Origin of the sequence: Pustulibacterium marinum, assembly GCF_900116665.1 — a bacterium.
GTDB classification, from domain to species: domain Bacteria; phylum Bacteroidota; class Bacteroidia; order Flavobacteriales; family Flavobacteriaceae; genus Pustulibacterium; species Pustulibacterium marinum.
This window is the reverse complement of sequence record NZ_FPBK01000005.1, coordinates 1-13541: the sequence shown is the minus strand read 5'-3', so window position 1 is coordinate 13541 and position 13541 is coordinate 1. Positions and strand designations below refer to the sequence as shown.

General features: G+C 35.8%; 13 protein-coding genes. 4 read left to right on the top strand and 9 right to left on the bottom strand.

The features are described from left to right. Positions 1 to 68: 68 nt before the first annotated feature. The 9 genes from BM383_RS08415 to BM383_RS08370 form a co-directional block, all read right to left on the bottom strand. A complete protein-coding gene (locus BM383_RS08415; RefSeq protein ID WP_093024690.1) occupies positions 69 to 359 on the bottom strand; it encodes a hypothetical protein in 291 nt (96 codons plus the stop codon). Further along, positions 359 to 913 (bottom strand): DUF2528 family protein, encoded by a 555-nt coding sequence (locus BM383_RS08410; RefSeq protein ID WP_093024689.1) that lies wholly within the window; start codon positions 911 to 913, stop codon positions 359 to 361. The genes BM383_RS08415 and BM383_RS08410 overlap by 1 nt, the downstream gene beginning before the upstream one ends. Before the next feature lies 1 nt (position 914). After that, entirely contained in the window at positions 915 to 1586 is a 672-nt protein-coding gene (locus tag BM383_RS08405) for a hypothetical protein (RefSeq protein ID WP_143106379.1), read from the bottom strand. A gap of 103 nt (positions 1587 to 1689) precedes the next feature. After that, positions 1690 to 2160 (bottom strand): hypothetical protein, encoded by a 471-nt coding sequence (locus tag BM383_RS08400; RefSeq protein WP_093024687.1) that lies wholly within the window; start codon positions 2158 to 2160, stop codon positions 1690 to 1692. 405 nt (positions 2161 to 2565) lie between these two features. Beyond that, entirely contained in the window at positions 2566 to 6111 is a 3546-nt protein-coding gene (dnaG, locus tag BM383_RS08390) for a DNA primase (RefSeq protein ID WP_093024685.1), read from the bottom strand. Position 6112: 1 nt separating this feature from the next. Beyond that, positions 6113 to 6313 (bottom strand): hypothetical protein, encoded by a 201-nt coding sequence (locus BM383_RS18940; protein ID WP_093024684.1) that lies wholly within the window; start codon positions 6311 to 6313, stop codon positions 6113 to 6115. 1 nt (position 6314) lies between these two features. Then, entirely contained in the window at positions 6315 to 6617 is a 303-nt protein-coding gene (locus tag BM383_RS08380) for a hypothetical protein (RefSeq protein ID WP_143106378.1), read from the bottom strand. Between the two features lie 87 nt (positions 6618 to 6704). Beyond that, positions 6705 to 7289, bottom strand: a complete 585-nt coding sequence (locus BM383_RS08375) for a LuxR C-terminal-related transcriptional regulator (RefSeq protein WP_093024682.1) — start codon at positions 7287 to 7289, stop codon at positions 6705 to 6707. Between the two features lie 15 nt (positions 7290 to 7304). Next, positions 7305 to 7586 carry a hypothetical protein gene (locus BM383_RS08370; protein ID WP_093024681.1) on the bottom strand — a complete coding sequence of 94 codons (282 nt, stop codon included), beginning with the start codon at positions 7584 to 7586 and terminating at the stop codon, positions 7305 to 7307. Positions 7587 to 7689: 103 nt separating this feature from the next. Between BM383_RS08370 and BM383_RS08365 the strand changes: the two genes are divergently transcribed. The 4 genes from BM383_RS08365 to BM383_RS08350 all read left to right on the top strand — a co-directional run. Further along, positions 7690 to 8019 carry a hypothetical protein gene (locus BM383_RS08365; protein ID WP_093024680.1) on the top strand — a complete coding sequence of 110 codons (330 nt, stop codon included), beginning with the start codon at positions 7690 to 7692 and terminating at the stop codon, positions 8017 to 8019. Positions 8020 to 8116: 97 nt separating this feature from the next. After that, positions 8117 to 8956 (top strand): zinc-dependent peptidase, encoded by an 840-nt coding sequence (locus BM383_RS08360; RefSeq protein ID WP_093024679.1) that lies wholly within the window; start codon positions 8117 to 8119, stop codon positions 8954 to 8956. Positions 8957 to 9273: 317 nt separating this feature from the next. After that, a complete protein-coding gene (locus BM383_RS08355) occupies positions 9274 to 13053 on the top strand; it encodes a fibronectin type III domain-containing protein (protein ID WP_093024678.1) in 3780 nt (1259 codons plus the stop codon). A gap of 22 nt (positions 13054 to 13075) precedes the next feature. Further along, the coding region (locus BM383_RS08350; RefSeq protein ID WP_143106377.1) for a PorP/SprF family type IX secretion system membrane protein at positions 13076 to 13541 on the top strand (466 nt) is incomplete at its 3' end.

Below are 13541 nucleotides of genomic sequence, written 5' to 3'. Positions count from 1 at the left end.
TTTCTCTAAGCTCTTCATCCGTGCATTGCTCCAGGAACTGCTTAGGTTTAATTTCTACACTGAGTACTTTAGTAACTTTCGGCATAATCGTTCTTTACTTCATAAATGTTAAGAATGATTACATCTTCTACATGACAGTGTAGATCCTTGTATTGCTTAGTGATTTTCAATTCTGGTCGTTTAGCTCTACCCTGGTAGGAGTTTAAAGCTTTCTGGAACGCTAGTTTTAAAGCTGTTTTTGCAACTGATACCGATGTATGTAAATCACAATCTAGCTTGTTAAGTTCTTTGGATATAGCCTCCTGTAACTTATTGTTACAGGAGTATACTTGAGCTACTTTTATAAATCCTTTTGCCATTAGTCAAGGTTTTTAACTTTAAATGAATAATCATCATAGTAATCGAGTTCCATTTCGGAAATTCTAGTGATTTCAATTCCTGCGGAACCATCCATAGGAGCATAGCCTTCTTGTGATTTAAATAAATCAACAATCCCTTTTACATTGTAATTGAATTGCTTCTGTAGCACCAGCGATAAATGAGTGAGGTTTTTTAGAAAAGCCTTAACTACATCACCTTCAAAATCATCAATATTGTCTTCAGCTCCGGTCCAAAAATTAACCATTTCAGAAATAAGATCTAATACCTTGTCTCCTGAAGACAATTTAAAATCAAAGTCAATTATAACGGTTAATTGTCCTCCAGTTGGATCATGATCAATAATGTATTCTTTTCTGCCCGAGAACTCTTCCTCTTGTGAAACTTTATAGAATTCAGGGTTTTTACATAGTGGGCAAACAAATTCTTTAGTAATACTATCTTTTTGAACGGATGCTTTTTCGTCATTGGTACCAATCCATTTGCAATTGTCGTTGGTACATTGCCATTTTTGTGTTTCTGTTGTTGTGCACATATTACTTTACTTTTTTAGGTTTTCTTTGAGCGATTTTCTTTTGTACAAAGTCATTCCAATCGTCTGGAGCTTCGCATTCTTCAAATTCATATGCAAATACATATTGATTCTTAAACCAGGCTAGAGACTTATATATTGAGATCCAAAGACTTTTAAAACTGTCTTTTGCATCTAGATCTGTATAACTATCATTAGGATAGTTATAGTCTAAATATCCATTTTCTCCGTAGTCAGCAATTTTCTTAACTCCTTCAGCTTTGGCTTGATCTGAGGTGATATCTTTCACACGCTGAACCGTCACACTTTTTACGTGTAAAAACTTTCTAGCAGCTTCAACTGGCATGTGCATGCTAGGCTTCCAAGTCATAAATTTTTCTGAAGGTTTATTGTCTGCTCTATAGATATATTCATCTAAAAACTCAGCAAACGTTTCTCTTACATAGATGGTTTGCCCTGGTTGGTATTGTGGCTTTATAAGAAAGGTTTTATCGATGCCTTTCAACACTATTTCAAAATGGAGTACTCCATTAATCACTGTAGGACCCACACTTAACAATTCATTGTCTAAGTAATTGTTCAGTTCTTTAATAGGTCTTCTGGTTTGAGTTTTGTTTCTCGCAATAATAGCCTCCATCATTGGAGTACTAAATGAAATTGACTTGTAATTTGTCATGTTATCTAATTTTAATGATTATTGTTATTTCCGCCACAGATAGCCAATACAATGCACAGTATGGCACATGCGTAAGCGATGATGTTTAAAAAAGTGATCATTTCTAATCGTTGTAAATGTTTATAATTCTATGTGGTGTAGGTACATAGATTAAGCCTTCTTTTAATTGTTGTCTCATTTCAGCCTTGCAACTCATGTAAGGTTCCAGTTGTGTTGGCCCTCGTACTACTTCAGGTTCTTTTAAATAAATAAGACGCCCTTTAAGTACATTTTCTAAATTTTCGTTATTGTAAACATCAGACCAATCTGCAGGTTTCAAAGGAAGATCAACATTGAACTCTGGTTTTTCTCCTTGTCCACAAATGGCGTAACCAAGTCCGAAATAATAAATATCAAGTAATTCTCTAATGTTCCGGAGATCTGTGTCTTCTGATATTTTGTAACTGAACAGTCCAAACTGTCCTTGAATCACAATAACTTTGTTTTTTATAGGAGTTTCATTTTCGTTAAATAAATCTCCTAAGGTCACTTTTCTTACTCCAGCGACTATTCTAATTCTGTTGTTTTTTTTCATAATCAATCCGGTGAAAATGAATTTTTGCAATAACTCCAAGAGATAAAACCAAAAATGGATTATCTAAAAACACACCCTTATCGTGCAGGAAACGCAAACATTTCATCACTTTATCTAATTCTTGAAAAGTATGACAGTTTGCCATGATCGTATTAACTTCTAAATATGTATACATTTAACAACTTCTTTCATGTGGTAACAACACCACGTTTAAAACACTTATTTTTTTCTCAACTTCTCGACCTTTGATTTTCAGTCTTTTACAACTCTTTTATGTTGAGAATGTCACAGAAACAAAAACCTATTTCTCAACTCTCTGTTACTTTCTCAACACTTTCTCAACCTTATTTATCTTATATTCAATATTTTAAAATGTTGAGAATGTTGAGAACTAAAAAACACCGCCTAACTATCTTCTATGATTTTATTTTCTCTAGGGGTTGCAGGGGAAGAAGTAAAAGGAATACTTCCTTGTCCCGAATCTTCACCTGAATTTAAGAGAGTATCTTCGTTAAGCTGAAACATGAAAGAGCCTGTAATATCTTCTTTCATAACCTCGCTCATTCTACTCATGTCTAAGACTATTGCAGAAGATCTGGTAGCTTTTCTACCGGAATCAAAACTGTACGATGACAGTTTATCTACAAAATATCCTGAAGTTTCCAACTGTTCAAGAACGTGCGCTTTGTTTGGCGCAGATTCATGATACAAAGCATACCATTGGCGCTGAATTTTAGCGTATGTGTGTGTCCATTGTATAAAGAGTTTATTTCCTTCAATATTGATAATCTTACGCGCTTGTAGCCTGTCTTCAGGATTCCCACGCATGGAAGTAATGAAACATTCCCAAAACCTTACCAGGACAGAAGATGAATTAATTTTACGAAGCTGCTGATCTATGCCTTTTGCAAAATGATCTAGCATCTCGTTCTGGCTGAAAGGGAATGTTACAACATCCTTGAAAATATCATAAGCAGTCGCTAAAATAGAAAGGTTGAACCCCATTCTTACAGTAGCCTCCGGAAAACGTTCTTTTAAGATACCTTTCCAATTACGCTGAGTTTTTTCAAACTTTTCTTCATAGGTTTTACGATGCTTTAAAAGCTCATTAGCAAAGCCTGAAACGCCTAAACCTACAAAATCCTTCAGCTCATCAAAGTTTTTTATTTCTTCTGAGTTAAATACATTCTTCGTCATTTCATTCCAAATGAGACGTTGAATAAGTGCCTCCGGTTCTGGAAAGTCGTTACCGGTTAAGATTACTGCAGATTCCACTGGAATTGAATCTACTCCAATATGAGAATCGATATTACCACGTTTATAACCACGGCAATCCCAGATCTGTTTTAGCATTCCATCAATATCAGAGTTTCCGCGTTTATATTCTGACATCTGTGAAATACCGTTACAAAATTGCGCTAGTTCTCGAATAGAAGCTTTCCCTGTAGAAAGTCCCGCCTCCAAGTTAATAGCGGTTTGCGGTTGGCCAACGAAGCTCTGAACTATTTCGGCCAGCTCGTCCTTTCCAGTTCCTCCAGGACCGTATAAGAAAAGAATTGGAAATTTATTCAGTTTCTGTACGCATACATCTCTAAAAAGGGAAGCAATAGCAAATAAAATTCCAGATATCGCGTGATCTCTATGAACTTTAAGAGCTTTGGCCATGAGTGTATTAAACTGCATGGTACTGCTTATAATTCTAAAGCGCTTTTGAGATTCAAATTTGTAGCTGTTATTGGCGTAAATACTGTTAGCAGATGGTATGTAGTAATGTACATTATCCACGACAAGCATACCGTTTCCGTCTATGTCTTGTTCTTTTCCATCCTCAAGAACAGCTCTATTATTCCAGCACCAAAATTTTCCGTCTGGCTGCCATCCTAAAACTTCTACCTTACGGCCTATCCCCATATTGTCCATAAGGTATGCTCGAAGTTTTAGTAATTGTGATCTATTTCCGTCGAAACGAAAATTTCCATGGCCAGTCATCAAATCATCAAATTTCTGTGGCGTATTCAAGTTGTCTGAAGGTGTATCAAAAACCTTCTCTTCTCCGTGCATATTCTTTACACGCACCAACTTCATTGGAATTTTTTCGTCATTCATATGTTGAAGGATCTCTACCATAAAGTTGGAAACACATTCAAAGTAAATTTTACCTATAGTCATATCTTTCTGCATATAAATACGATCATTGGAAATGAACATTTGGTACCGCTTAATAGCAGGTTCTAGTTCCTCCACGGGAGTAGTTACCTCCGGAGGAAGAATGTACTCGTATTCATCGTCTTTTTCTGGGGTTGCAGGGGCTCTAACAGCATCAAATTCCTTTATCCAAACCTTCACAATAGAGCTATCTACTTTTGCTTCAGTCTCAATCCAACCTTTGTAAATGCTATACAACATTTTGTCTTCGAGATCATGAATCATGTCTAAAAGAATGCGAGCGCCTTCCATTCTCGAAATATTCGCATATTCAAACGCCTCATTGTATTTGCGCTCTAAACGAACTACGCTGAACTCTTGATCTACTAATTCATCTGTTTTTTTGAATTCCTTAACCGCTAAGGCTTTTAAAGATTGCTGAGACTCTATATCAGCAATCAATATTTTTTGATCCTTGTATTCCTCAGATGTTTTTCCTTCTCTTGTTTCAAGTTCCTTGAGAATTTTCTTAGCGTTAATCAGCGATTCATCAACCTCCTTTTTTTCTTCCTTCAGCTTGGTTCCATACGCAGCACTTTCAGACTGCAGTTTGCGTAGTTCCGCTTTAGCTTCGTGCAGCTGTACTTCCGCATCAAGGAATGAACTTTTTATAAATTCATCAATCAGAATTTTGAAACCATCAGTTTTCATGCCTGGTTCCGAGAGCATTTCTTTTAACCCCCCGTAACTTTCGATCTCCTCTTTGTAATCTCTACAATAGTCGTCTGGATCTGCAGGCAACTCAAGAATACTAACTCTGAAGTTTTGCTTTATAAATTCGGGTAATATACGCAGCGCTGCTTTTCGCCCTGCTGCATCAGGATCCATAGCCAACGTAACTTTACTACAATACTTGCGTAACTCTTTTATTTGATTAATAGTGATTGAAGTACCGCAAGCAGCAATAGTGTTTATAACATTGTTTTTATGAAAAGCTATCACATCATTGTAGCCTTCTACAATGTATGCTTCATCAGATTTTCTAATTGCATAGATAGCTTTATCTATAGCGTACCATACCCTGTCCTTTTTATAAAGCTCAGATTCTATTGAATTTAACCATTTAGGAGCTTCTTTTTTACCTGTTAGATCTCTACCACCAAAGCCTACAATCATTCCCGATTTTTCATATATAGGATAGACAACTCTATCCCAAAAGCGGTCCTTATTAGTCTTCTCATTAATAAGACCTATAGTTTTAGCTTCAGATACGTTTGCGGTATTTTTAAACAGGTCGTACAAAACTCCTCCAGGAGCGAAACCAATTTGCCAGTCTAGAATATCTTCAGTTGTATAACCTCTCTTTTCGAATACTTCTTTTTTTGCCGGATGATCTTCAGGAAGAGCTTTGAATGCTTTTTTGTATTCTTCATGTGCCTTCTGCAATACTGGACGGAGAAGATCTTTCTTCTTTGCTTTTGCTGCAGCTTCTTTAGCAAATTCAGAATCTTCATATTCAACCGTTTTATTCATTTCCCTGGCGATATATTCAATAGCCTCCGGATAAGTCATAGACTTATGCTCCATGAGAAATGAAACCACGCCACCACCTTTACCGCTGCTAAAATCTTTCCAGATTTGTTTTACAGGCGACACCATAAAACTTGGCGTGTGTTCTTTTGAAAAAGGAGAAAGACCTTTGAAATTAGCACCGGATCTTTTTAAATCAACAAATTTTCCGATTATATCATCAATCCTTACATCGTATAATAGACTCTCTATAAAGTCATTTTTAATAAAACCCATATTAGTCAATTTTGGTTATTTCTACTTCAGTATCAATATTTAATTCCTGAAGTCTAGCAATAAGAGCTTCTTCTTGGTTAGCTAGAGAGGCATCCTTCTTATGCCTCTCTGCTTCAACTAACCAACAACTCTCAGCTATTTGCAATCGCTGAGCCCTAACTAAATTAAGTTTACTCTTTATGCTTTTTAGTTCACAATTCATTTTAAAAGAAGAAAACAGTAATTCCCACTCCAGATCTCTTGAAGCCATATCTTACATCTAATTGATTCGCTATAAGATGAAGCTCTAAATCTTTTATTTGATCAGATGTTATTAAAGCTTGAGTAGTTACCTGAACAAACTTTATTTTTCTTGGTTGAAAACAGTTTACGACCTTAATGTTTTCTAATTTGAATACGCTTTTAAGAATATCACTTAACAAAGTCACTTCTTCTTTTTTAATTTTTCCAGCAGCTGCTCTCATCTGATCTGGATTAAAATCCATAATTACTTTTGCGTTGTTCATATATTTAATTTTTAATGATTTCAATTTAAAGCCCGCCCTAAGACGGGCCTCCATTAAGCACTACCAAATGCTACATAAAAAAAACAACTATAAGATGTTTATTTCTTTGGCAAACAGAGCAAGCTCCTGCTTTGTTTGAATTTTTAATTTTTTGTACAATTTTTTCTTTAGAAGATGGAAGCTACCCAACTTTACATCCATTTCATTTGCAATAACTTCATTCGTCTTATCAGTTGATAAGAGTTTCATAAGCTGTATTTCTTCAGCTTTCAATCTTTCTCCATTTCTAGAAGTGGGTAGCTTACATAACACACCTTCATGGTTACATTGACCATGTAGGGGACATGGCCAATATTCACCATCTTGCAACCTTCCTTCAATAACATCTGGTTTATAATCTAAACCTCCATATCTGCATACGATAAGTTGCTTTAATCGCTTTTCTTCTGATGCAGGGTTCGGATGCATCTGAAGAAGAGCTTTTGCGGTTGGGGGATCGTTATCAATTTCATTTCTAACCAAATCGATAACATAATAGGGGGAGCCTGAAAAGTCAGTTATAGATCCATTATGTATACACATAACTTCTGTGTCATAAATATTCGTTTCATCTAGAACAAAAAATTCTAAACCTGAATCCGACAACATACCTGGTAACAAATTCTTAGTCATAACGTTTTTAATGATTTAAGTGAGTTCTTTTATAAACTCTATTGATTCTTTGTTTTCCTTCGCTACTTCGACTAGCGCTTTAATAATAAGGGTATGGTTTGAGGGATATTTTGTATTTCTATTTCGAACATTTCTAATAACGTTGGATGTGGCTGACACCTTCTCGGAAACCAGATTAACGTACTTCTCAGGCAAATACAAGTCGATAAAAGCAAATGCCTTATCAATATCACAATTGGATAAGTGGTTATGCGAATGCATAATTTTTTGCTTTGTTTTTCTTTGTATCTTCGTCATTGTTATTTGTTTTTCTTTGTCAAATTTAGCAATTAATTGCTAATAACAACAAAAGTTGCGACAAGAATTTGTTTTAAATAACAATTTAAAATAGTTCTAAATAATGAGTAAGGAAAATTTTAAACGTATAGCAAAAGAATTCTTTGATGATAAAGGATTGAAAAATAAAGATGTAGCCAATAAGTTCGGAGTTACACAGGGAGTTTTCTCTAGATACATGTCTTCTGATAAATTGCCACAAGCTTTTATTGATAAAATCAAATTACACTACCCGGACCTTTACTCAATGTATCTGAACTACGAAGCTTCAAAAACTATAGCTGAAGAATATTCTAATAATGATTCACCCATAAACCCTGCCGCTTTAGCAATGAAAGTAGATTCTATTATTATGGAATTGTACGAGTTAAAAAGGCAATTGTCACAAATGTGACACAATTATAAGTTAAACAACTGTCATTCAGGTGTGTTTCCAATTCCTCCGGGGTCACAATAAAAAAACAATAGCCTGAAATTTTTCAGGCTTTTTTATGGGAGAAGAACAAATAAGCAATACAACATTTATATCAGTAGGTCTTTTTGCGCTACTCATTTTTAGCATCTTCTTTTATAAGTTTTTAGATTTTATAGCCTATTATTTTTTCAGGCGCCCGCTGTTCGTGAATATTCCATTCGGATTGAAAAAATTGAACCGACAGCAACGAGGATATATTACTTCACATTTCCCACTCTATAATCACCTGTCAAAAACCAAACAAGCCGTTTTTGATCATCGCGTTAGAAAATTTATAGAATATCATGAATTTGCCGGAAGAGAAGGTTTTCATATTACCGATGAAGTTAAAGTACTCACTTCTTCTTGTGCAGTTTTGCTAACCTTTGGAATGCGTTATTTCGACTTACCTTCTATAAATACGATTCTTATTTTTCCTGACGTTTATTATTCTACACTCAATCAAAATTATCATAAAGGAGAGTTTAATCCTATGCATAAAACCCTAGTGCTTTCATGGAAGCATTTCTTAGAAGGTTTTGATGATGATAAAGATGGAGTAAATCTAGGAATTCATGAGTTTGCTCACGCTTTGTTTGCTTCTAACTTTGGAGGAAGTGATACTAGCGCTGACATTTTTAATGAGGGACTGGAAGATCTAAGATTGATTTTGGAAGATGGTCAACACATGCAATTAATATATGACTCCGGGTTTCTTAGATCTTACGCTTTTACAAATGCCATGGAGTTCTTCGCCGTGTGTATGGAAACATTAATAGAGCAGCCAACAGAATTTAAGTATACATTACCGCAATTGTATGAGGTAATTACAGAGATGCTTAATTTCTCGGTTTTTAGAGAGTTTAAGTTAAAATAGGTTTTAAAATGTATAATTAGTGATAATTATAACAAACAGTGGTATTTATTAATGAAGAATGCCTTAAAAATACTTTAATTTTTTACCTTTGTTGCGTTTTATTCCTATTAAGGATTCAAGCAAATAATAAAAATTGACACCAACCAATATCGCCTATGAAAAACGAATACACCATTCTTGAACCATATACTGTATGCTTTTTTCATCAGTATTTCAATATGTTATATAAAGTTTAATACAAAGTAATCATGAGTATTCTTGGTTGCTTTTGTTTTATTTATAACCATTCTATTCCAACATTCAATAATTAATTTTACATGAAAAAGTTATTACTTTTATTCAGTCTTCTTGCGGTGAGTTTACTGCATTCGCAGGAGTACGAAGTATTGTCGGTTTCTTCTGGGTATAACGAAGATGTTATAGCCAACGGTTCGGCAAGTGCTTCAACAGTTACAACAACCGGGGTAGACGATGCCAACTGGGCATATATGTCTACAGACTATGTTTCCCCATCAGATGGTGCTGCGGCTGCTACCGCAATTCCTGCAGATGGACTGGTTTCCAATGGAGATGTAGATTTTGAGTTCGGTGATTTTAGTGAGAATAACTCATTGAGAATTCAAACCAGTAATTCATCTGGGACATTGTCGTTTTCAAATCAGGTGAATGCAACCAATCTTTACTTTTTGGTTACTTCAGGTAGTGGAGCTTCTACAGTTTCAGCAGAAGTTCTATTTACAGATGGAACTTCTCAAACCTTTACAGGCTTATCTGTTGCCGATTGGTATAATGGAGGTTCTCCTGTTTTACAAGGGTTAGGAAGAGTTAGAAGAAATGATGATAATATAGAGCTTAATTCTACAAATCCAAGAATTTATCAATTAAGCGTAGCGCTAGCTACAGAAAATCAAACGAAGCTTGTAAGTGGTGTAGAGTTTACAAAAACTTCTGCAGGTACAAGCGTTTTTAATGTATTTGCAGCTTCAGCTCAAATTTTACCAGAATGTCCTGCTCCTACAAATATAGCTTCGTCAAATGTGGGTACAGAAAGCGCAACTTTATCTTGGGACGCTCCTTCAGTTACTCCATCATCGTATGAATATTACTATTCAACATCAAATGTAGATCCAGACGATACAACAACAGTTAGTGGAACAACTACTGATACTTCGGTAGTTATCGATGGTCTTTCAGCAACGACGTCGTATTACTTTTGGGTAAGAAGTGCTTGTGGTACAGATACTACAAGTTCATGGACTGGTCCTTATTCTTTTGATACAGAAATGTGTCCTGTTGATGAGCAGTGTACATATACATTTTATTTGTCAGATTCCTATGGAGATGGCTGGAACGGCAATACTTTAAATGTGATTCAAAATGGTGTTACTGTAGCTGATGTTACACTTCCAGTAGGTGAAGAGGCAGGGATCCAAGAAGTTACTTTGTGTGATGGGGTTCCGTTTTCAATTTATTGGACTGGAGGTTCTTGGAGTTATGAAGTTAGTTTTAATATAGTAAGTAATTATACTGGAGAGCAGATTTTATCTGTTCCTACCTATAGTACTAGTTTGGTTGGAACTACAATATATACAGGATATTCAGTTTGTTCTGTGCTTTCTTGTCCACAACCAACAGATCTTTCAGCTGATGAAATTACTGCTTATACTGCAGAACTTAGCTGGACAGAAGCTGGCTCAGCTACGCAATGGGAAGTAATTGTTCTTCCTGCAGGTTCCGATTTTCCTGCTGAAGATGCGGAAGGTGTTGTTACAGAAGATAATGATCCGTATTTGATAGAAGAATTAGATTCTTATACAGAATATGAATATTATGTGAAAGCTCTTTGTGGAGCAGGAGATGAAAGTTTTTGGTCTGGGCCTTATGAGTTTATGACGGAAGTTTCTTGTCCGCAGCCGGTAAACATTGTAGTTTCAGATGTGGTTTATGATGCTGCAACTGCAACTTGGGAAGCTGGTGCCGAAGAAACTACTTGGGAAGTAGCAATTATGGAATCGGGAGCTGGAGAACCAACTTCATGGATTACGGTTTCAGACAATCCAACATATACTTTTGATGATCTTGATGGTTTGACAGATTATGTGGTTTATGTGAGAGCATATTGTGAAGAAGACGATCAAAGTTTTTGGTCTTTATCTGCAACTTTTGAAACTCCAATTTCAAATGATGAGTGTAATAACCCAATTGAAGTTCCTGTAAATGCTACAGAAGATTGTACTCAGGTGACTACAGTTTCATTTGAGGGAGCTACAGTTTCAGGAGAAACTAGTGAGTGTGCAGATAACAATAGTGGAGATATTTGGTATTCGTTTGTTGCGCTTGGAACAACTCATGAAATTGAAATGATTAATCCAACGCCATTAGCTACTACAACTGTTTATGATGATGTAGTACTTACCTTATATGATGGTACTTGTGGAGATCTTACAATGATTTATTGTACTTCAGTAAACAATATTTTGGCAACTGATTTAGAGCCTGGAAGTACCTATCTTTTAAGAATTATAGATAATACAACAGCAGTAAATAATACAGGGTTTGATCTATGTATTAATACTCCAGAATTACCTGCCAACCAAGATAGTTTTGCTTGTTCTATTAGAACAATTAATAGTGATTTTGAAGTTCCGGATATTTCTGGGGTTTATCCACCTGTATTAGATGAAAACATGATTCAAGGTTGGAGAACAACAGCAGCAGATGGTCAAATTGAAGTATGGCCAACTCCAAACTTTGAAGACGTACCTGGTTATTCAGGTGATCAGTTTATAGAGTTGAATGCTAACCTTGAAGGTGGAGTTTACCAAGATTATGAAACGCCGGCAGCAACTACATTTACCTATAGCTTTGCACACAGAGCAAGAAGATCTGGAGGTTTAGATGTATGTAGAATATTATCTGGATCACCAGATGATGATTTAGCTGATTATACCGTTGTGGGTACTTTTTCAGCAGACAATACTTCCTGGGTAGTGAATACTGGTACGTTTACAACACCAGATGATCAACCTGTAACACGATTTATTTTTGAGGCAGTTTCAACTGTAACAAACGATAATAGTGTTGGTAACTTCTTGGATGCTGTTAGCTTTATAGCAGACAACAGTATTACTGTAGATAATCCAATGACTATTGATTGTGATGATATAGATGTAGCTATTACTGCAGCTGGTGGAGGTTCTTGGTCAGTTGTTGATGGAAACCCAAGTGAAACTGTAATTGCAGACCCTGATTCAAATTCAACTACAATTTCAGGATTCACGTTGCCAGGTACGTACTACTATGAGTGGAATGGTACTTATTGTTCTTCTACTCTAGAAATTGTTTATGATATTTATGTAGTTGAATTTAATTACGATGCTACTGAAGTTTGTTACGATGGTGAAGATTTTGTTCCAACATTAGCAGATGGATTTACAATGGGAGGTACATTTACCTCTACGGAAGGTTTAGTGTTAGATGCAACTACTGGTGAAATCAACACAGGTGAAAGTACTCCGGGAACTTATACAGTAACATATACTGTAGATACTGGAGGAGTAGCTACTACTTGTGATACTGAGTATAGCGTTGATGTTACTATTTTCCCTCCGGTTGAAATGGCAATTGTTGGTGGATGTAGCGGTGTAGCTTATATGTTAACTGCAACTCCTTTAAATGAAAATGAAGACTTAACTGGAGTAACATACGATTGGAGTGGTCCAAATGGATTTACTGGAGATACCCAAGAAGTTCAGGCTATTTATGAAGGAGATTATACAGTTGTTGTAACTTCTGCGAATGGATGTTCTTATGAGTCATCTTTAAGTGTTGAGAGTACATATTGTGCAATTCCTCAAGGTATTTCTCCACAAGGAGATCAATACAACCAAGACTTTGATTTAACTGGTTTAAATGTTAGTAAGCTTGAAATTTTCAACAGACTTGGTAAAAAAGTGTATACTCAAACTAATTATACAGATCAGTGGCACGGGCAAACAGATGAAGGAGAGATTTTGCCTGTAGGTACTTATTTCTATGTATTGTATTTCAGTGATGGAAAAGATACTAAGACTGGTTGGGTATATATCAATTATTAATAACGCATAAGATTATCTATACATGAAAAAGACATCATATTTATTGTTATTGTTGGTACTATTGGTAGGAGCCGATGCTTTCGCCCAACAAGACCCACAATACACGCAGTACATGTACAACATGAGCGTAGTAAACCCTGCGTATGCGGGAACACGCGAGAACATCTCCGGAGGATTGTTGTTTCGTCAACAATGGAGAGGTTTAGACGGAGCGCCAGAGACCTTTACCTTTTTTGCGAACACCGCAGTTGGCGAAAAAGTAGGTTTAGGATTATCTGCAATTTCAGATAAGATAGGGCCTGTAAAAGAACAAAACTTGTATGCAGATTTTGCATACAAGTTAAACCTTGGCAAAGGCCATACCCTATCTTTAGGTTTAAAAGCCGGGGCTACTTTCCATGATATCGGCTTGGTGAATTTAGATTTGATAGATCCAAACGATCCATTCTTTGCACAAAACATCAATTCGGTTACTCCCAATGTAGGAG